Raw genomic sequence first — 20,175 nt, forward strand, 5'->3', positions numbered from 1 at the left:
TAACAGTGTATCGGTACATATAACAGTTACTTCAAGTTGTAGTTGATTCCCTATATATTTTTCGCTTTAATTAAGTTAAAAAGAAAAATAGGTGAACCTATGAAAATTGTATTGCGTAAAGAAACAAACATACCGTATTACAAGCAAATATATATGCAAATTGTTGACAGAATACAAAGTGGTATGCTTTCACATGGTGAATCTCTTCCTTCTTTACGTTGTATGGCCACAGATTTACAAATCAATGTATTAACAGTTCGTAAAGCGTATAAACAGTTAGAAACGAAAGGGTATATACGCATCGAACAAGGAAAAGGTGCTTACATATATAAACGGGTAAAGAAAGATTTCAAACCAATTCCGTATAAATGGCAACAAACGAAAACGATTAATGTTATGCGTTCTCAATATGCAATGAATAAGCACCGTAAATATTATAATTTTTCACAAGCAATTCTGTATCCTCGTCTGTTACCAAATCCATTTTTGGCAGATGAAATGCATAAATTGCTGGATAAAAATCCGATGTTGTTAGCAACTTATGGGCCAGTTCAAGGCGATTATGAATTGCGAGTTGAAATAGCAAATTACTTAAATGAACACCAGAAATTAGTGACAGACCCATCTCAATTATTAATTACAAGCGGAGCACAACAAGGAATTGATTTAATTGCTCAAACATTATTAAAACCTGGAGATATTGTATTAGTAGAAAGTCCATGTTACAGTGCTGCGCTTGATGTTTTCATCAATAAAGGTGTTCAAATCATTCCCGTTTCTCTTGATAATCATGGAGTTCGCTCCGACTTAATTGATGATATTTGTCAAAGTAAAAATCCCGTTTTATTGTATACAAATCCAACCTTCCAGAATCCGACAGGTACAGTAATGAGTAAAGAACGAAGAATGGAACTTATAGAACTAGCGGAGCTATATCAATTTTTTATCATTGAAGATGATTCTTTCGGAGAAATATATTTTGAGGATGCTATAATCCCGCCCCCAATCAAAAGTTTTGATAAAGATGGCCACGTAATATATATAAAAGGATTTAGTAAAACGTTAGCACCAGGACTGCGTATCGCAGCACTTATTGCCGATGGCCCTATTTTTGAATGGCTATATGCAGTAAAAGGTTCGATGGATATCGGTAGTCCTTTATTAACACAGAAGGCACTTCTACCATTTTTACGTGCAGAACGTATGAAAAACCATTTAGAAAAATTACGTACAGCTTTACAAATGAGACGTGATTTAACAATTGATATATTGTCGCCATTAAAAGAACTAAACTTTGAAATACCAAATGGAGGTTTTAATTTATGGGTGACACTGCCTGATTCGATAGATCCCTTTACCTTATTACAAAAAGCAAATGAAGTAGATGTCTCTTTTTTACCAGGAACGGCTTGTCTATTAAATTACGAAACAAATGATAACCAATTAAGAATTAGCTATTCAATGTTAAACGAGAAAGATATGGAAATTGGATTAGAAAAATTACACGATACAATACGAAACAGTATTTGTTAGAAGTAATATCACAATAGCTAACAATAAATAATACCCGCAAATGAAAATGTATAGTATGGGATATTATTTATTGTTGAGCTTTTTCGTTATTCTGAACAACCGGTTTTAAAACTTGCCTTTCTTTTAATTCTTCAACACTACCATATTGATCAATAACAATTGCTTTCATTTCCTCTCCTCCTTGCTGTTTATTTTAATAACATACAATTATTTCTCAAAATTTTTTTCCTTGAATTAACATATAATTATTTTTGGGGGTAATTATGCAAGAAGCATTATAAAGTGAAACTTTAATCAACCCTCGCCAATTGGGCTTTTTCGGGCAGTTGGTCCCCTCCCAACCTCTTTACTTTCCCTGAATTTTGAGACGGGACTCTTACTGACCAGCAAATAGCGGGATGAATTCCAATACGAATCTTACACACATCTTAGAATCATCCAAAACTGTTTTATTAATTAAATTCAAAAGAAATGGGGCTAACTATATGAGTGAAAAGATATTTAAAATAAACGAAATTGATATATGTACAGAAAGCTTTGGAAACCCTAAGAACCCTGCTATTTTATTAATTATGGGTGCTACATGTTCCATGGTTTATTGGGATGAAGAGTTTTGTGAGCTGTTGGCTAGTACGGGGAAGTTTGTTATTCGCTTTGATAACCGTGATGTTGGACGCTCTGTTACCTATGAACCTAGAACTTCCAATTATACAGTAACAGATATGGCTGAAGATGCAATTGGAGTACTAGATGCTTATCATATTGATAAAGCTCACCTATTTGGTATGTCATTAGGTGGTATGATTGCTCAAATTGCCGCTGTAAAACATCCCGAAAGAATTTTGACGCTAACTTTACTAGCGACTAGTGTAATAGGATCTGATGACAATACTCGCGATTTACCTCCAATGGATGAAAGGATTTTAACACATCATGTAAATGGCACAAGTATAGATTGGACAAATAAAAATGATGTGGCAGAGTATTTAGTTTCAGGATCTCGTCTATTATGTGGATCAGAACGAATATTTGATGAAAATAGAGTTTATAAACAAGTAAAACAAGAAATAGAACGCGCAAACAATTTATTAAGTATGTTTAATCACGCTTTACTTCAAGGTGATGATGCATATGAGGGTGTACTTCACTCCATACAAGCACCTACATTGGTTATTCACGGAACAGACGATACAGCACTCCCATTTGAACATGGCCTCGCACTAATTGATGAAATTCCAAACTCAGTGCTATTAACTCTTAAAGGGGCAGGCCATGAAAACCATCCAGATGACTGGGAAAGCATAATTAATGCTGTTTCTAAACATACATCTAAAATTTAGATAAATAACTAATGGAAGGGGCACAAATTGTATTGTGCCCCCTTCCATTTACAAACAAAACCCCATCACTGTATTCGTATGTATAGTGATGGGGACTTCTTATATTTTTCTATGTTTAAAAAAATGGACAATCTAATTGATCAACAGATTCCCATAATTTTTTTTTTGCATTTTCGGTGGATGTATTTGTGTCTAGTGTCATGTTTTTAAAAGGGTTTACCTCGACTTTTAATAAGGATGAAGGCTCCACATATAATGAGAAAACATGGCTGCTTGGTAAAGCTTTAGAAACGTCAATATCTCCTACTTGTTTAAATAGTTGCTGCGCAGCAAAGAAGAAGAAATTAGTTGGATTTGATTGTTTATTCAGCCACGCAAGCATTTCAGGTGATACCGATTTATGAATATTGATTTTTACTCGATCACCACGTTTATATCGCCTAGATCGCATACTTCCACCAACTAACTTATCGTTAAGTTTGTAAATCCTAACTCTTTTTGCTTATGCTCTCTATATTTTGGCGAACAAGTATAGACTAATAATCCTCGTGCATTTGTAAATAACGGATTATCTACAAAGATTACATTTTTGAGTCGTCCTTTTTGCTTTAAAATCATTTTTAAACTGTTTTTAATAATTACTGCACCCCCGCCATAAATAAACACGTATGGATCGTCTTTCATATCATCAATTTTATTTATAATATCTGTTGCAACACGTGCTGCTAAACCTAATAGTGCTGGCTGTGATTCCTCAACTAATAAGGTATTTCTCGGATGCTTATCATTTAAATAAATTTGATTGAATTCTGTAATACTATCAATCGTTTTAGTTGGATACTTCCGGTTCCATCTCGTAATGATTTGTAGTAACGTCTCTTTTACACCATAAGATAAACCTTTACTTAGTTGCGGACGGAAATTCACCCCTAATGAAACGACTTCTTCTGTCGTCCCTGCGCCAATATCAAAAGAGAGTAGCGTTTTATCTACAAAATCAATTTCAGAAACTTGATTTTGCTCACATTCTATTTTATGTTTCACAACATTTCCTTCTTCATCGTATACAATGCCCCACGTCCCAGAAGCACCCTCAGGCAGGCATTTACAATACTCAATTGAAACATTAATTGTCACATCGCGTCCGTTCGGATAATGGAAAATAACCTTATGATTTCCCATATAACGTTTTGCATTTTCAGCAGCTATTTCTTGTGTAATAAGTTGCATAGGAAGAGCGACAGATAAATCATAACGAATATTAATATGGCTAGAAGTTGGACTTTGACGCATAGCGCTTACCGCCAAACCTGATAGTATTGTAATAACCATTAACTCATCCGTTGACTTATTTGATTTCTTCTCTACCTCAGTACCTTTTAATTGATCTTGAATGACTTTTTCTCCAACGATGTATCGTACATTATTTAGCATTAACGATGGCGAACTTATAGTCACATCAATGTGGTTTTCTAATTCAGATAATGAAACATCTACCTCATCTAAGAGTCCTGTAGGCTCACCTATATATAAAGAATAAATACTCGGAATAAAAATAGGGTCTTGCCCTTTCACCATTAACTTCAAACCGTTGTTTCCTGCATCTGCACCAGCTTTTAAAAGTATAGACATAACTACCCCCTAAATTAATCTGACATCCCTTCCAAATATATGCGAGCCCATTCTTTTACATTCAAATGTATTGTAATTTTTTATTTATCATAGAACTAAAATATTACATACTTACATATTTTATGTAAAAAGTATTTGACATGATACTTTTCCAATTTTATACTTATATTTGTAAAGAGTTTTTTACAATCGAGGGGGCAATTATTTATTGAATACTAAAAAAACTATTTTTATAATCATTGTTTTAGCATTAATTGCAATACTAGTACATGGCACATATAAATACATAACTGAAGGTTCTATTTTGGGCGGTACGATTTTTGCTATTTCGTTAATACTTAGTAATTTAATTAATTACATTACTTGGGGAGATCCCCACGGTGTATCAGAAGAAAGTCAAGATGAAATGGGACAACAAATTACATATAAAAGCTTTAAAATTGCATATTTTGTGCTTGTAGTTGTAATGTTCCTTATATTAATCTTCTCTGAAGGATTTTCTATGGGGGCTAATTTAGATGGAGTAAAAAACCTCCCTCTGTTCATCGCAATTTGCTCTTCATTCTTTATTTATCCTATTGTCGAACTCGTAGTTGCAAAACAATATAAATAAAAAGATGAGGTTTTCTACATGTAGAAAACCTCATCTTTTTATATTTACATACCCTCTACAATTGCTTTTAATTTGTTCACAGTCCGCCAATTCCTAACTGTAGCTGGTGTATGTAACTTCTGAAACTGGTTCATTAATTTAGAATTTCGAATGCTATTTTTGAAAAACAAATAAACGACCTTCTCATCTATATAGCAATCTTCAAGTTCACTTTTAAATATAAGCAATTGACTACTCTCTTCTTCAGAAAGTACATTAGCTAAAAAAGCAATATGAACACTTTCTCCTTCTAACAATGAATGAACTTCATACGGACATTGCTTAATAATATTTATAAATTCATCATGTGTTCTTAGCATGACTGGAACATCGAAATCAAATTCATTTTTTATTTCCATTTGTATTCGGTCTTTTAGAAAGTTTATATCTTCCTCAGATTCGAACACTATATTACCACTTTGTATATACGTTTTCACTTGTTTTAACCCTATTGATTCAAACACTCGTTTTAACTCAGCCATTTTGATTACTTTATGTCCACCGACATTGATTCCTCTTAGTAATGCAATATAAAGTGTCATACTATTCCCCCCACAATAAAATGAACTTATCAATTGAATCGATTTTCCCACTCATATTTCTCGGATATTTGTTTTAATTCTTCTAACATATCATGAATAGATAATACCTCAAATAAAATAATATACTCACTTGAAAAATGGTGATGATAATGATTTGGTTTATAATCTTTTAAATCATTTTTATAACTCCAAGTTGAGATATTAAAAAATTCACAAACTAACACTGTAAGAAAAACTGCAATCCCAGTTTTAATCACTCTTCCCCCAACGATATTCCATTTTCTATCTTGATTCATTTTTTATATCCTTCATTTCTATTTCATTTTATATACATATATTATATATTGTTAAAATAAAAAAACCTACTACATGAATATTCAAGAGTAAGTTTTCTATCTCATTATTTCATTATAGACAAATGCATTATTATTTGTTGGCCTATTGGTCCCATTCTTCTAAAACCTTTATCTTGGAAGCCGACTTTTGCATATAAATCTTGTGCAGGAATATTTCTTTCATTCACAGCAAGTACAACTTCATTTTTTATTGGAAAATAACGTTTTACAAACTCGTCTAATAATAACAATGACTTTTTGGCGTATCCTTTTCTTTGTCTATTGTGATTTATAGAAAATGAGGTTAAAAGTAAAGCGTTTTTATTGTCTGTAAATTCCTGTACTCTATCGCCTGTTTGCAATGAGAAAAGACCAACCGGTACCCCATTGTAATCTAAAATAACAATCACATTTTTTGTACGATCACTTTTTGCTTTCTCCAGTAATGCGCTTGGATCTGATGTAAACTGAACTTGTTCACTTGGTAAAGTAAATGTTTGTATAACTTCTTTATATTTCTCCTTATACGGAACTAATTGAATTTCCCCTGTGTGTATGTTCATGCTAAACTCTCCCATTTTTTAGCTTATTAACCTATACCTTGCTGTGCTTTTGAATGCACTCTTCCATCTAAAAAGGTAATTTCAACAAATGAATTTGGATTGTTTCCTTTCCAAGCAAAAATTTGTTTAATTTGTGTAGAATGTTCTACCCCTTCTTCTATAAGTAAATCTCCTTCAAAACCAATTAAATCTTTCACTTCTGTATAAGTCATCCCTTCATTTATACTCGAGAAATGATTTATATTGATAGACTCTTTCTGTTGCTTTTCCATCACAGTAGAAGAAGTTGCTGTTTGATTTTTCACTTCTTTTCTCTGTTCACACGCTGTCATACTGAAACCTAAGCATAAACTAAACAATATACATGCGCTTTTTTTCATCATAACAGTTGTCCCTCCCATCATAATTAAACCATATTTTCCCTTAAAAATAAACTGAATATTTAATATTATATTTAAAAACCTCGTACAATTAAGTACGAGGCTAATTTCATTTATTCAAATGATTATTTGATTGATCATTCTGTTCTTTTCTTAACTCTTGTTCTTCATCTTTTGGTAATTGTTTATCATTATCTTTAATTGGATTCGTTTCTCTATTTTCTATCATATCATTTGGAACTTGTGGCATTACTCGGCCCACAATAGCGGCTAATTCATCTAGTATACCTTCACCTGTTTTTCCTTTTTTAATTTGCTTTCCAATTTGTTTGAGGCGTTCATACGTATCAACATCTGCTACAACGACTGCATTAGCACCGTCAGGGTCATTTTTTAAACTTTCTGCAACAGAGTATTTAATTGATTCAACTCGAGTTCGATCAAGTTTTGCTTTTACATCAATACCTACAATAGCATATTTTCCAACAACGACCGCGGTTGCATCATTCACACCTGGCACACTTGCCGCTAAAGATGCTAAATGATCTGCTGCTTTTTCATTTGGCTTATTTGATTTATTCGTATAATTAACATTTTTCATTGAAACATTTTTTTGTTCCGTTTTTTCGTTTGGATTGTCTTTTTTTCCAATACTGCATCCAGTTATAACAAAGCAAAGCATCAATATATATATTAGAGTTTTCATTATTTTCACCACTTCACTATTAAGGTTTAATCATAAATTTTTTCAACAGCTTGCATTTTCTTTACCTTTTCCTCGGCCCCGCTATTAGCATTAATGAATATTTGGTACGTATCTTTTCCTAAAGTGCCTACAAATTCATAGCAAAGTACTTCATTATGCAAATCATTGACTACTAAAGCTTTACGTTCTTCCATGACTTTTACATCCGGATTGATTTTCTTTCTTGCTTCTGCTGCAGTTAGCTTTGCCGATGGAACTGTTCGCTTTTGATGTGATGCTAAATATTCTTTTGCGGAGAACCCAACAATAGAACCATCATCTAAAGCAATTTTCATTTGGATTGCTTCTGGATAAATTCGTACTCCATTTTCATTTACTACATACGTAAATACACCAACATTATCATATTGAGAGCTATCATAAAGCTCCATATTATTAAACTTATGGTCCTTTAAAAATTTCAAACCTTTACTACCTGCATCGTTTAAACTAACTTTCTGTTCTTTAATTTCGCGGTTATTCATAACCCAAATTGGATATCCGCCTTTTCCGGTAATATCCATATAGAACTCATTGTTCGTTGCTTCATCTTTAATTTTCACACTATAGAAGGATTCTTTCGCACCTTTTCCGCTTTTCTCAACATCTACTTTTTCATTTCCTTTTAAATTCAAAAACGATTTGGCAATTTTCGCCGCTTCATCTTTAGAAATTGCCTTTCCTTCCGCTTCAAATCCGCCTTTTTTATTTTTTTGCGCACTTGTAAAGGTCGGTCCGAAGTTTGTAGAAGAATATGATGTTACGTTTTTTTCTACAGTTTTCAATCCATCAATAATTGTGTTATCTGCTGGATCGCGATTTGATGCAAGTGCCATTTCTACATCCATCCAGCGTAAATTATTTTTCAAAACAAGATGTTGTACTTTTCTTAGTTCATCTTGTATATTTCCTGCATTTGAATATAAAGTTTGCAACGTTTTATATTCTTGCTCATTTAACGGTTCTTTTTCTAAATCACGAATGGCTGCACGGTAACTAAAATCACCGATATTCGCTAAAAATTCTTCCGTTTTATTAAATGGCATTAATGTTAAAGGAAGTTGTCCTACATCTGAGCGAGCTTCAGATGTTAAACGCCATACATCTGCTAATGCAGGTGATAAAGATGATCGTGAATTCATCGCAAGTGTTGTGCCAATTTTATCGTGTAATAAATCGACTTCGTATGCTAAATCATGGAATGCACGTTGATAGCTATTTTCCGCTCGAATTAAAACCGCATTTTTCTCTTGGTGCTCTTTATAGCCCCAATATCCTGTTCCTACTACACCGACTGTTAATAATACAATAATAATACCTCGTAACATTGTCCCACCTCCGCTCTATTTACAGAAAATATGTTTACCGATTTTTTTAATTTGTGGACGAGTCCAAATCCATTTACTAGTCGCAGTATCTGGATTGAAATAATATAAAGCATTTCCTGTTGGATCCCATCCGTTAATCGCATCTAAAACTGCTTTTTTTGCTGTTTCATTTGGCGTTAAATATATTTGTCCATCGGCTACCGCTGTAAATGCTCTAGGCTCAAAGATTACACCTGAAACAGTATTTGGGAATGATGCACTTGTAACACGGTTCAAAATGACAGCAGCTACTGCAACTTGTCCTAAATATGGTTCACCGCGTGATTCTCCGTATACTGCGTTTGCCATAAGCTGAATATCATTTTGAGAATAACCGTTCGGAACATTTGTCCCTTTATTTTGAGGTGGTTTATTCTCTTGTGCAGTGCCACCACTATTTCCTTTATTCGTTGTCGCCCCTTTATTAGCAGTTGACTTGTCATACTTTGTTGCTTTCACGAGCATTTGCTTCGTTTTAGCTCCAGCTAAACCATCAACGGGTAATCCGAATTTCTCTTGAAAATTCCGAAGTGCCCAATATGTACCCCATCCGAAAACACCATCCACTTTTCCCGTATAAAATCCGTTATATTTCAAACGAGATTGCAGTTCAATGACATCTTCGCCAGATGCCCCTCTTTGAATGACTTGATTAGAAAAAGCTTCTACATTCTTTAGTTGTATACTACTGACCATTAAAGACAGTCCTATGAACGCAAGTAAAACTGCTATTTTAAAAATAGCCTTTTGGCGCATAATTTTCCCTCCTTAATTACGGAAATGATTTCTTGGTTATGTTTTGTAAAAGCCTCGCTTTTATGTAAAGAAGACAAAAAAATCCAAACTCATATCGTTGAAAAAATATGTAAACAATATACAAAAAAGATAAAAGGAGTTCATCATGAAGAAATTGTTAAAGCGTGTCGCACTTGTCATTCTGTTCCTAACAACATGTTCAAATATATATACAGGCTCATCAATTGTTCATGCGCAGCCGCCGTATGCCAAATGGGGTAAGCTTGCCGTAGAAAAGACGAAAGAACAATACCCAAAAGCAGAAATTATTGACTATCTTCATATAGGTAGAAAACCAAAAACAGTTCAAATAACTGTTGAAAAATTTAAATTGTGGTTACGTGAAGATGGAAAAGAATACGGTGTTTTTGTTGATGTAGAATTTGAAACGAAGACGGAGAAATTTATAAAGTTGTCGTTTCAGAAGACGAGTAGATAAAGTGAAACCTTAATCAGTGGGGGTTTTGTTCATCTCCCACTAATCATCAGCCCTCACCAATCGGACTTTTACGGGCAGCCCGACAAATAGCTGGATAAAGTGAAACCCCCACTGTTAAAAACAGACACAGTGGGGTTCTTGCATTTCTAAAATTCTTTTCTAAAGTTTCGATTCCCTAAAAATCTTACCAATATACAAATAGCACCGATTACAACTGCTATCCCTATACTGTATAAAAGTACTTTACCATACCCACCTATTCTTGGATCTAAAAACGGATATGGATACCAATTCACGATTGGGCCACGTATTAAGCTATATACAACGTAAAAACACGGGAATAAGAGCCAACTTGCAGATTGTTTCCAAGTGATTTTCTTAATAGGTGGATTTAAAATCCAATCTAAAAGCATTGCAATCGGCATGATATAATGTAGCACAGTATTTACCCATGGTATTGCCGTTTGAAGTGACTCTTCTAACCCTCTTAGTAACAAAAAATAAACGAGTCCTGTCGTAAGTATGTATACCGTTGCCGCACCACGAAGTATACTAAACTGTTCTGAGCGACCAAATGTAGCTGTTCCGATACTGCTTAAAAGGAGAATACATGCAACTAAAATGTTACTTTCGATAGTAAAGAAACTAAAAAAGTTAACTGGATTGAACGGTTTCACTTGTGCCCTGATTATGAATTGCGTAATAATGGCGCTACATACTAGAAGACTTAAACAGAATCTAAATAAAGATAAAATTTTTTCATCCTTCATACATTCCCTCCTTTTCTTATATATAATTAGAAATTCCCTGTACATGCTCAATAAATAGTTTTAATGGAACGAGCCCACGTTTTGGCATATGACTACTTATAATAGCTACTACTTCTAACTGAGGAATGATAACGATGTATTGTCCGCCGTATCCCATAGCGAAATATATACAATACGGTATGTGAAATCTTTCGGTATGTAATACCCACCAGTGATATCCATATGCGCCGACATGTTCATATGTTTCAAAATGCGCCCTACTTGACTCTTCTAACCATTTCGCTGATACAATTTCTTTTTCATTCCAATATCCATTTTGCAAACATAATTTTCCTAATTTTAATAAATCGGTAGATTTCATTTTCATACCGAAGCCGCCGACATATATACCCTGCGGATCTTGTTGCCACTCGTATTCGTTAATTTCTAATGGATTAAATAAATATTTCTTTGCAAACCGCTCTGTCGACATTCCAGTAGCTTCTTGAATAATATAGCTCAGTAAATGAGAAGAACCTGAATTATAATTCATTTTTGTAGCAGGTTCTTCAATTATTGGCTTTTCTAATATGTACTGTACCCAGTTCTCTGATTCTACAAAGTCATTTGGGAATACTACTCCATTCCCAAACTCTTTCCAGTCCTCACCAGTAGTCATTGTTAATAAGTGATATAGTGTTAAATTATGTTTTCCCCTAGGTACATTTTCAATCCACTCTGTGATCGGTGTATGTATATCATTTATATAGCCCTTATCAACTGCAATACCAATTAATAAAGATACGATACTTTTTGTAATCGAATTTATTTTATATAAGTTATTTGCACATTCGGGTGTTTTATAATACTCAGTTGTTAATTGTCCTTTTTGATAAACAAGAAATGTATTCACTTTTTTCTTTTCGAATTTATTTTCTAGTTGCTTGAAATCCAAAACTTTACCTCCATTTAAATAGTTAATCCATTTATTATATCTTGTTCCTTCATTTTAAACATAATTGTGCTCAAATAAAAATAAACCTGTCAGCCATAATGAACTGACAGGTTTATTTTTATAATTTCGTACGAACATTCCAAAGCTCTGGGAAGAATTGTTGATCAAGTACTCGCTTTAAATAAGAAACACCGGAGGATCCACCTGTACCCATTTTATGTCCAATAATTCTTTCTACTGTTTTCATATGACGGAAACGCCATTGTTGTAGCCAGTCTTCAATATCAATCAATTTTTCAGCAAGCTGATATAAGTTCCAATATTTTTTCACATCCGCATACACTTCTAACCATGCTGCTTCTACTGTTGCATCTTCTTCATAAGGCTGCGTAATATCACGGTTTAACACATCTTTATGAATAAGGAATCCTTCTTTTACTAATGCTTGAATCGCGACATCATATAGACTTGGTGCATGTAGCGCTTTATGAAGTCGTGCATGTAATTCTGGATCCTTTTCATAAATTTTTAATGCATGTGGCGTTTTATAGCCAAGTGCATACTCAATCATACGATATTGATACGATTGAAAACCTGAAGCTTGACCGAGTGAATCACGAAACTCAATATATTCTGATGGTGTTAATGTCGCAAGAATATCCCAAGATTGAATAATTTGAGACTGAATTTTTGATACACGTGCTAACATTTTAAAAGCTGGTTGTAATTTATCTTGTTTAATAGATTCAATCGCCGCATTTAGCTCATGTAAAATGAGCTTCATCCAAAGCTCACTTGCTTGGTGAATAACGATAAATAACATTTCATCATGATGGTCTGATAATCTTTTTTGAGAAGATAATAAACTATCTAATTGTAAATACTCCCCATACGTCATATTCTCTTTAAAATCCGTATGAATCCCTTTTTCCATAATCACTTTTTCATTTTCTTTCATATTAGCCAAACGCCCCTTTTATATGATTCTACTTATATTGGTCTAATAACGGCTCGAACTGGACTTCCATCCGCATCAGTTAATGCAAGTGGTAATGCAATCAATTCATAATCACCGTCTGCTACATGATCTAGTACGACATTTTCTAAAATATGAATTCCATGTTTAAATAATTGATGATGCGCTGCTAATTCTTTATCATCTAATGGATCAACTGATGGTACATCTACTCCAATTAAACGTATTCCTTTTTCTGAAAGAAACGGCGCTATATCAGCACGTAAATGAGGGATCACAACTGGAAATTCTTCAGCTTTCCCATGTGAAGATGTACGTAATAATAATCGTTCTACACCTTCTAAGTGAAAACTTTCTAGTTCTTTTTTTCCGATGCTTTCAAGATTAGAAACGTCAATAATCCGTGCTGGGCCAACATAAACTTGAACATCTAAATCTAATACTTTCTTTCCATCATTATCAAAATGAAATGGTGCATCAATATGAGTACCTGTATGAATACTCATCGTTAACTTTCCTACATTTACCGAGCCACTTTCTTCTTTTGACCATGAAACTTCATATGAGAACGGTGTGTCTCCTGGCCACGTTGCAATATCATTATTTAGCGGTTGTGAAATATCAATCCACTCTGATGTTTTCATGCTTATGCCACAACCTCTCGCTTATTTTCAAACTGTTTATACTCTTCTTCTTTCATAATTTTCTTTAATATTTGTACAGATTTCCACACTTCTTCATATGTGTTATATAAAGCGACCGGCGCCAGTCTTACTCCATTAGGTGCTCGGAAATCAGGGATAACTCCATTTGCTTTTAGCGCTTTACAAATACGTGCTGCTTCTGCATGTTCTAAATATATGTGCCCGCCACGTTTTTCATCCTCTAATGGATTTCCAATTGTAAATCCGAAATCTTTTAATTCGTGATCAATTAAATTCAGCATATATCTTGTAATATGTAAAGATTTTTCGCGTAAACGTTCAATACCAGCATCTTTAAACATTTCAAGAGAACCAATTAAAGGTGCTGTACTTAATACGTGCGGTGTACCAATTTGATAAGCACCTGCATGATCGGCAGCTGTTAATGTATGCTCCATATCAAACTGCTTATCTTTTCTAGAACTAAACCATCCAGACAACCCTGGCAGTCTATTAAAATGTTTACTATTTACATAAATTCCTGCAACGCCACCAGGTCCTGCATTTAAATATTTATAATTACACCAAATAGCGAAATCAACATCCCATTCTTTGAAAAAATGCGGAATAGATCCTATTGAATGGCATAAATCAAATCCAATATGAATACCGCGTTTATGAGCTTCCGTTGTTAAACGTTTCATATCAAGAATTTGACCACTTCTATATAAAACAGAAGGTAATAAAATTAAAGCGATATCATCTTCCATCGCATGGATAATATCTTCTTCAGAAAGTGTTCTACCATCTCTGCTTTTCACTCTTACTAAATGTTCATCTGGATCTAATCCTTTTAAACGAATTTGACTTTGAAGTGCATATATATCTGACGGGAATGTTAATTCATCCGCAAGAATTTTTGTACGTATTCCTTTCGGCTCATAAAATGTGGCAATCACTTGGTGTATATTTGTCGTCGTGGAACCGGTTACAATAGTTTCTTCTGGTAAAGCTCCAATAAGAGGTGCAGTCAACTCACCTAATTTCTCCGAGAGGAAAAACCACGGATGCTCACCCTCTGTCCAGCCGTCAATGCCATACTCTTTCCATGAATCTAGCAAAGTAAGTAACGATTTCTCTGCTCTTTTTGAAAGTAGTCCTAATGAGTTTCCATCTAAATATATCGTTCCTTCTTTTTTATAGAATTCAGTTTGAAAATCTTTCAGTTCATCATGTTTATCACATTCAAGCGCATATTCATAATTCGGTTGAAATGGTTCTTTATACATGGTGTCACCTTCTTTTAATTTTCTTTTTATTCTAACTAATTGAAATATATCACCTCAATTGATACGACGTCAATGATATTATGTCAGTTGACTTTATATATGAATTTCTTTTACAATACAGTTATATTTTCAGATATTTCAGTATAAAGAGGTGATTCTTTGAAAAACAGTACCCTTTCATCAAGAAAACACCGCTCCTTAGAAACCAAGAAGAAACTATTACACTCTGGTTACACTATTTTTATACGTAACGGATTTCAAAAAACGACAATTACACAAATTATTAAACATGCAGAAACCGGATATGGTACAGCATATGTATACTTTAAAAACAAAGATAATCTCCTTATCGTTTTAATGGAAGATGTTATGAATCAATTTTATGATATTACCAAGCGCTCCTTTTTGCCTCAAACGAAGGAAGAAGCACATAAAATGATTCAAAATCAAGTTAGAGCATTTCTACAACTAGCAAAGAAAGAACGAGCTATTTTACAAGTTGTAGAAGAAGCAATCGGATTATCAAAAGAGATACGTCAAAACTGGGACGAGATACGGGAACGCTTCATAAACAATATTACGCAGGATATTACATACTCTCAAGAAAGTGGATTAGCACAGCCTGAATTAAATAAAGAAATTGTAGCACGTGCTTGGTTCGCAATGAATGAGATGTTTCTTTGGACGATTGTGAAAAATGATAAAAAATTAGAGTTAGAAGAGATAATACATACATTGACGGAAATGTATACGACGGGGTTATATAAATAGCACACCTGTAATAAATACGGTGTGCTATTTTACATTTATAAAAATATTTTATCTGGGTATGGCAATGCTAAAAGGGGCTTTTCAGATAAAGGGAAATATTTTAGTTTTAACGATTCGTCATCTATCGATCTTAACTCGCCACTAGTAACTTCACACTCAAACACAACAACAATATATTCTACTTCATCACCATTCGGATATATATGGCGGTACTTTTCTCCTCCAAATACTCCTTTTTGTTTTTTTACTTGTACTTCCAATCCTGTTTCTTCCCAAACTTCCCGAATTACTGCTTCTTCTGGAGTTTCCCCAAGTTCAATTGCTCCAGCTGGCAAACTCCAGTATTCCCCGCCAGGATATTGAAACAAAATATCTCCCTGCCCATTTTTTATAACAGCAGCTACACTTGGCATGAATATTAGTTCATGTCCTAATTGCTCACGGATTTTTTTATAATATAGCGACATAGACATAAAATTCTCCCCCACTTCATTAGTAAATACCTTTATTTCCTGACATCTATTGTATAATAATACCAATAACAATTCCTATATAGAAAGGACAAGAAAATGTCTCAAGAACAACTAGTAAATAGTTTTCTATCATTTTTAGGTGCTACAAAACAGCATACTAGCTTAAAGTTTTTAAATGAACTTATTAAAGCTCATCAAGAAAAAGTAAAGTGGGAAACTCTTACTAAAATAATTGACTGGGAAAAAGGTAATAAAACAGGTCATTTTTTTCCTTCCATTGAGACATACATATACCGTATTTTCCAAGGTAAGAAAAGAGAACATAACCTTACCTCTTCTGAACTTACTTATTGGATAACAAAGAGATTTTGTATTGATAAAGAAATATAAAAAAGAGCTTTTAAGATTTCCAATGAAAAATCTTAAAATAATAAAAATGTTACTCAATCCTTTGAGTAACGTTTTCCCCTTAATATTTCTTTAATATTAATTTTCTTTATTATAAGCAGTTTCTACACATTCTGCTAGACGCTCCATTTGTTCCATAGTTATACCTCGTGATATCCAGCCTGTTAACTTATACATAATTTTATAATAAAAATTACTAGGTTCATATTCTGAAATTACTGTTAGTGCTGTACCTTCCTCATCTTCTTCTAACATATAAGTCATTGCTGAATATCCTTGCTTCATTTCACTACCAAGTGAAATAATATGCGGTGCATCGTATTCAAGGATTTCTACTTCAGCCTCGAATATTTTCTTACCGACTTTTTGAACAGTAATATATTTATCTCCTACACGTGGATTCTCTTTATCCATATTTGAAGGATAGCGATTTTCTATTATAAACGTATTCCATTCTTTTATTTTTTCATCTTCTATTATGTAGTCACATACAACATCCAATGGTGCTTTTATTACTATTTCAATTGCAAAACTCATTATACTGCCCCTCTCAAATACCCTATCCATTTCTATTTTAACTAAATCATTATGCCATATTTTATATAGTGAAATACAAGTAGAATTTCAACTTTTTATTGTGAGGGGGATTCAATAAATAATCATTTTTTATTAATTTAAAAACTTATTCATATAAAATATTTTATTAAAGATACAACAATTAAAAACAAAGCCACGAGTAGTAAAGCAATTCCTATACTTCTATTTTCTTTTCGGTTATTTTTTAAATTTTGCACGCCTAAGCTAACTAACATAAACCCTAAAAGCGTTTGTAAAATTAGCATACTCAGTTCCGAAGTATCATTCCAACTATAAATGGAATACCCCATTATAATAATTGCAAGTAAAACAGTTACGATCCTATTCATACGCAAACCCTCCCTTTTTAAAAAGAAACCGCTAAGTTTTCTTAGCGATTTTATTAACAATTTATATTTAGTAAATGTGCTTTTCATGAATTTGATATAAGTCAAAAGAATTTCCTGTCCAATATAACTACGCATGTTAGCCCACTTTTTCTTTATTCAGTCTACTTACAATTCCAACAATAAATTTATATTCAACCCTTCTCTTCTTATCTTTCTTAAAACCCTCTTTCGTATCAAAAATAAAACAAGTTTTCCGAAACCAAATACGTACGTATAATGACTCAAAATAAATAGGTTTTATAATACCTCGTTCTTCAAATTCAGTCCCATCTTTATTTTCAGTTTCCGTTCGAACAAACCACCTATTCCCGATTCCAATTTCAATGTACTTCACACACTAACCTCCATTAGGAAATTTCCCTTCTAACAATTCTATTATTTCCCCGGTAAGCGCACATTCCGACAGAACATGAGCCCACAAAGAAAAAGTAGATTACAAAAATCTACTTTATAACTTATATTTTTGCATTCGCTTATAAAATGTACTACGGGGTACATTTAATAGTTTTGCAGCTAACGAAACATTTCCATTTGTCTTTTGTAATGCTTCAATCATGCTATCACGCTGTATTTTTTCGCGAAAATGTAATGTATGTTCTGTTTTATTTTCAACTTGTAACTCAAGTTGTTGTTGATTTCCCCTCATTGTTTGTAACAAAAAAACTACTTGTTTTTCGCATATTTCCCGTCCTTGCGACAAAATGTAAATGCGTTCTAATACATTTACTAGTTCCCGAATATTTCCGGGCCATGTATGTTGTAAAAATTGATTGTATATACCCTTTGGAAATACAACATTCCAATTCTTCCGTTCGCAAAAGTGTTGTATAAAATATGGGATATCCTCTTTTCTTTCTATTAACGATGGAACATATAACGGATAAACGTGCAAACGATAATATAAATCTTGACGGAATTTCCCTTCTTCTACTAACCGTAGTAAATCTTTATGTGTGGCAGTAATAATACGAATATTTACTGGTACCGATTTTGAACTCCCAATTGGAGTTATTGTGCGTTCTTGTAAAACACGCAATAATGCTACTTGCATCTCTGGTGGTACTTCACCAATTTCATCTAAAAATAATGTTCCTCCGTTTGCTTGTTCAAATTTCCCTTTATATCCTTGACGTCGCGCACCTGTAAATGCACCTTCAGCATAACCGAACAATTCACTTTCCATTAATTCTTTAGGCAAAGAACCGCAGTTAACAGCTATAAAGGGCCCGTCTTTTCTTGGACTATTTTCATGAATCGCTCTCGCAACATATTCCTTTCCTACTCCTGTCTCACCACATACATACACACTAGCATCAGTCGGTGAAACAAGCTTAATTTCTTCTAGTGTGTGTTGAAATGCTCTGCTTGTCCCGGTAACTCCTGAAAAAGTAATCCCTTTTATAAATGTGAGAGCAGAATATGTATTCATTTGTTTATTTTCCTTTAAATACATACATTTCCCAATCATTCTTTCATTACTATATACTGGTATCTCTAATTTAGTTTCCAATCCATGGTGCATTAACTCTTCAAGTTTCATTCTTGACCAATTATTTATTCGTTCACGAACGCTCTTACTCGCAGAAACGATAACATCACGATGATTACAAATAACTACTTGTTCATCACTATCAATGACATCTAAAAAACGATGGATTAAGTGTAATTCATTTTGATGAACTCTTATGCTACATTCACGTTCTATTGCATGTGCCATTGAAGTTACCATACCGAGCATATATGGATGCGAAAATTCAATTGGACATGAGAAATTTAGAACACCAATTAATTTCCCGTCATCGTTATGAATGGGAGCGGCCGCACAACTCCAGCTATGAGATACCACGGAGTAATGTTCAGTACCACTTATCATAATAGCTTCTTCAATTTCTAGCGCTGTTCCAATTGCATTTGTGCCAACAGCTGCTTCCGTCCATTTTACACCTTCAATAAAATTAATATGTTTCGCTCGCTTTAACGTTTGTTTATTTCCACTTAACGATAGAACATAACCATCTGGATCGATTAATAATGCCATCATTTGTAGTTCATCAATGGTTTTTCTCATATTTTGTATTTGAGGTAATGCTATATCAAGGAAAATTTCACTCTTTTTCTTTTGTTCTTGAAAAAAATTAGAAGACAAAATTTTCTGACCTTTACTCATATGAGGATTCACATTTGCTTGTTTACATCGGTACCATGATTCTGAAATTCTTTCGTTTATACGGTTCGAATCAAGGACTCCTTCATCAATAAACTTTTTCCATGTATGTAAGTAAAACGGTGAAGCTAACATTGTATCATCTCCCTTTTAATTGTTTTGGAGATTTATAAAACATACTTTTATTATAAAACTGAATAAAAGCGTTTTCAATACAACTAGCAAGACGACACAAATATATTAATAATTCGAATATCCTAATACACTTCTTTATTCTTTTTTAGTAGTACTATATTTTGTATAATGGCCGCAAAGAAAATACATAACCAAAACCACTTTTGTGGATTACCATTTATAAAGAAAACAATCACGGCTATTGCAAATAAAATAGCGGCTGATAAACTAATATATAATTTCGTTCTGACCTGCATTAGTCT

The 20,175-nt window shown here is 33.4% G+C and carries 24 protein-coding genes and 2 pseudogenes; 6 read left to right on the forward strand and 20 right to left on the reverse strand.

Annotated elements, in window-relative coordinates; translation table 11 throughout:
* The first annotated feature begins 99 nt into the window (after window positions 1-99).
* A complete protein-coding gene (gene pdxR / locus ACTFRY_RS17410) occupies window positions 100-1,533 on the forward strand; it encodes a MocR-like pyridoxine biosynthesis transcription factor PdxR (protein ID WP_000706799.1) in 1,434 nt (477 codons plus the stop codon).
* A gap of 485 nt (window positions 1,534-2,018) precedes the next feature.
* Window positions 2,019-2,873, forward strand: a complete 855-nt coding sequence (locus ACTFRY_RS17415; RefSeq protein ID WP_044797657.1) for an alpha/beta fold hydrolase — start codon at window positions 2,019-2,021, stop codon at window positions 2,871-2,873.
* A 115-nt stretch (window positions 2,874-2,988) separates the two neighbouring features.
* Here ACTFRY_RS17415 and ACTFRY_RS17420 read toward each other — a convergent pair whose 3' ends face one another.
* Both ACTFRY_RS17420 and ACTFRY_RS17425 read right to left on the reverse strand, forming a co-directional pair.
* Complete coding sequence (locus ACTFRY_RS17420; RefSeq protein WP_001257760.1) at window positions 2,989-3,324, reverse strand: hypothetical protein; 336 nt, start codon at window positions 3,322-3,324, stop codon at window positions 2,989-2,991.
* An 11-nt stretch (window positions 3,325-3,335) separates the two neighbouring features.
* On the reverse strand, window positions 3,336-4,505 hold the full coding sequence (locus ACTFRY_RS17425) for a ParM/StbA family protein (RefSeq protein ID WP_000025622.1): 1,170 nt from the start codon (window positions 4,503-4,505) through the stop codon (window positions 3,336-3,338).
* Window positions 4,506-4,713: 208 nt separating this feature from the next.
* Between ACTFRY_RS17425 and ACTFRY_RS17430 the strand changes: the two genes are divergently transcribed.
* On the forward strand, window positions 4,714-5,118 hold the full coding sequence (locus tag ACTFRY_RS17430) for a hypothetical protein (protein ID WP_001093144.1): 405 nt from the start codon (window positions 4,714-4,716) through the stop codon (window positions 5,116-5,118).
* Window positions 5,119-5,162: 44 nt separating this feature from the next.
* On the opposite strand, the gene ACTFRY_RS17435 is transcribed toward ACTFRY_RS17430, so the two are convergent.
* The 7 genes and pseudogenes from ACTFRY_RS17435 to sleB all read right to left on the reverse strand — a co-directional run bounded on the left by ACTFRY_RS17435 (window position 5,163) and on the right by sleB (window position 9,845).
* Window positions 5,163-5,699: a DUF1697 domain-containing protein gene (locus ACTFRY_RS17435; RefSeq protein WP_016118045.1), complete on the reverse strand. Its 537-nt coding sequence runs from the start codon at window positions 5,697-5,699 to the stop codon at window positions 5,163-5,165.
* 224 nt (window positions 5,700-5,923) lie between these two features.
* A pseudogene (locus ACTFRY_RS17440) lies at window positions 5,924-5,995 on the reverse strand (hypothetical protein); the annotation flags it as partial.
* A gap of 104 nt (window positions 5,996-6,099) precedes the next feature.
* Entirely contained in the window at window positions 6,100-6,612 is a 513-nt protein-coding gene (locus ACTFRY_RS17445) for a GNAT family N-acetyltransferase (protein WP_001999922.1), read from the reverse strand.
* 11 nt (window positions 6,613-6,623) lie between these two features.
* Complete coding sequence (locus ACTFRY_RS17450; RefSeq protein WP_000976442.1) at window positions 6,624-6,980, reverse strand: hypothetical protein; 357 nt, start codon at window positions 6,978-6,980, stop codon at window positions 6,624-6,626.
* Between the two features lie 106 nt (window positions 6,981-7,086).
* Window positions 7,087-7,683, reverse strand: coding sequence for a YhcN/YlaJ family sporulation lipoprotein (locus ACTFRY_RS17455; RefSeq protein ID WP_000854059.1), 597 nt, complete (start codon window positions 7,681-7,683; stop codon window positions 7,087-7,089).
* A 26-nt stretch (window positions 7,684-7,709) separates the two neighbouring features.
* Complete coding sequence (gene ypeB / locus ACTFRY_RS17460; protein ID WP_000943727.1) at window positions 7,710-9,050, reverse strand: germination protein YpeB; 1,341 nt, start codon at window positions 9,048-9,050, stop codon at window positions 7,710-7,712.
* A 15-nt stretch (window positions 9,051-9,065) separates the two neighbouring features.
* Window positions 9,066-9,845 (reverse strand): spore cortex-lytic enzyme, encoded by a 780-nt coding sequence (sleB, locus tag ACTFRY_RS17465; protein WP_044797656.1) that lies wholly within the window; start codon window positions 9,843-9,845, stop codon window positions 9,066-9,068.
* Window positions 9,846-9,990: 145 nt separating this feature from the next.
* On the opposite strand from sleB, the gene ACTFRY_RS17470 reads away from it, so the two are divergent.
* On the forward strand, window positions 9,991-10,323 hold the full coding sequence (locus ACTFRY_RS17470) for a DUF3889 domain-containing protein (protein ID WP_000734901.1): 333 nt from the start codon (window positions 9,991-9,993) through the stop codon (window positions 10,321-10,323).
* Between the two features lie 146 nt (window positions 10,324-10,469).
* On the opposite strand, the gene ACTFRY_RS17475 is transcribed toward ACTFRY_RS17470, so the two are convergent.
* From ACTFRY_RS17475 to kynU, 5 genes are all read right to left on the reverse strand, one after another.
* Window positions 10,470-11,093, reverse strand: coding sequence for a Pr6Pr family membrane protein (locus ACTFRY_RS17475; protein WP_000650949.1), 624 nt, complete (start codon window positions 11,091-11,093; stop codon window positions 10,470-10,472).
* 16 nt (window positions 11,094-11,109) lie between these two features.
* Window positions 11,110-12,027, reverse strand: a complete 918-nt coding sequence (locus tag ACTFRY_RS17480) for a serine hydrolase domain-containing protein (protein WP_000346264.1) — start codon at window positions 12,025-12,027, stop codon at window positions 11,110-11,112.
* A gap of 118 nt (window positions 12,028-12,145) precedes the next feature.
* Window positions 12,146-12,985, reverse strand: a complete 840-nt coding sequence (kynA, locus tag ACTFRY_RS17485; protein ID WP_000661953.1) for a tryptophan 2,3-dioxygenase — start codon at window positions 12,983-12,985, stop codon at window positions 12,146-12,148.
* Between the two features lie 32 nt (window positions 12,986-13,017).
* Window positions 13,018-13,647 carry an arylformamidase gene (gene kynB, locus ACTFRY_RS17490; protein WP_000858062.1) on the reverse strand — a complete coding sequence of 210 codons (630 nt, stop codon included), beginning with the start codon at window positions 13,645-13,647 and terminating at the stop codon, window positions 13,018-13,020.
* A 2-nt stretch (window positions 13,648-13,649) separates the two neighbouring features.
* Entirely contained in the window at window positions 13,650-14,936 is a 1,287-nt protein-coding gene (gene kynU, locus ACTFRY_RS17495; RefSeq protein WP_044797654.1) for a kynureninase, read from the reverse strand.
* 159 nt (window positions 14,937-15,095) lie between these two features.
* On the opposite strand from kynU, the gene ACTFRY_RS17500 reads away from it, so the two are divergent.
* Window positions 15,096-15,707 carry a TetR/AcrR family transcriptional regulator gene (locus ACTFRY_RS17500; RefSeq protein ID WP_000798556.1) on the forward strand — a complete coding sequence of 204 codons (612 nt, stop codon included), beginning with the start codon at window positions 15,096-15,098 and terminating at the stop codon, window positions 15,705-15,707.
* 35 nt (window positions 15,708-15,742) lie between these two features.
* Here the strand turns inward: ACTFRY_RS17500 and ACTFRY_RS17505 are convergent, their stop codons facing one another.
* Window positions 15,743-16,180 (reverse strand): NUDIX domain-containing protein, encoded by a 438-nt coding sequence (locus ACTFRY_RS17505; RefSeq protein ID WP_000062930.1) that lies wholly within the window; start codon window positions 16,178-16,180, stop codon window positions 15,743-15,745.
* A gap of 96 nt (window positions 16,181-16,276) precedes the next feature.
* Between ACTFRY_RS17505 and ACTFRY_RS17510 the strand changes: the two are divergent.
* Window positions 16,277-16,567, forward strand: a pseudogene (locus tag ACTFRY_RS17510) (hypothetical protein); the annotation flags it as partial.
* A 99-nt stretch (window positions 16,568-16,666) separates the two neighbouring features.
* On the opposite strand, the gene ACTFRY_RS17515 reads toward ACTFRY_RS17510, so the two are convergent.
* The 5 genes from ACTFRY_RS17515 to ACTFRY_RS17535 all read right to left on the reverse strand — a co-directional run bounded on the left by ACTFRY_RS17515 (window position 16,667) and on the right by ACTFRY_RS17535 (window position 20,169).
* The gene (locus ACTFRY_RS17515; protein ID WP_000006409.1) at window positions 16,667-17,125 is read right to left on the reverse strand and encodes an SRPBCC family protein; all 459 of its coding nucleotides are present in this window, start codon (window positions 17,123-17,125) and stop codon (window positions 16,667-16,669) included.
* A 149-nt stretch (window positions 17,126-17,274) separates the two neighbouring features.
* Window positions 17,275-17,514, reverse strand: coding sequence for a DUF3953 domain-containing protein (locus ACTFRY_RS17520; RefSeq protein ID WP_001080076.1), 240 nt, complete (start codon window positions 17,512-17,514; stop codon window positions 17,275-17,277).
* A 136-nt stretch (window positions 17,515-17,650) separates the two neighbouring features.
* Window positions 17,651-17,908 (reverse strand): DUF3977 family protein, encoded by a 258-nt coding sequence (locus ACTFRY_RS17525; protein ID WP_000873842.1) that lies wholly within the window; start codon window positions 17,906-17,908, stop codon window positions 17,651-17,653.
* A gap of 114 nt (window positions 17,909-18,022) precedes the next feature.
* The gene (locus ACTFRY_RS17530) at window positions 18,023-19,873 is read right to left on the reverse strand and encodes a sigma-54-dependent Fis family transcriptional regulator (RefSeq protein ID WP_044797652.1); all 1,851 of its coding nucleotides are present in this window, start codon (window positions 19,871-19,873) and stop codon (window positions 18,023-18,025) included.
* A gap of 122 nt (window positions 19,874-19,995) precedes the next feature.
* On the reverse strand, window positions 19,996-20,169 hold the full coding sequence (locus ACTFRY_RS17535) for a hypothetical protein (RefSeq protein WP_044797651.1): 174 nt from the start codon (window positions 20,167-20,169) through the stop codon (window positions 19,996-19,998).
* Window positions 20,170-20,175 lie beyond the last annotated feature (6 nt).

Source organism: Bacillus cereus group sp. MYBK195-1 (genome assembly GCF_051916605.1).
In the GTDB taxonomy this organism is placed as follows: Bacteria; Bacillota; Bacilli; order Bacillales; family Bacillaceae_G; genus Bacillus_A; species Bacillus_A cereus.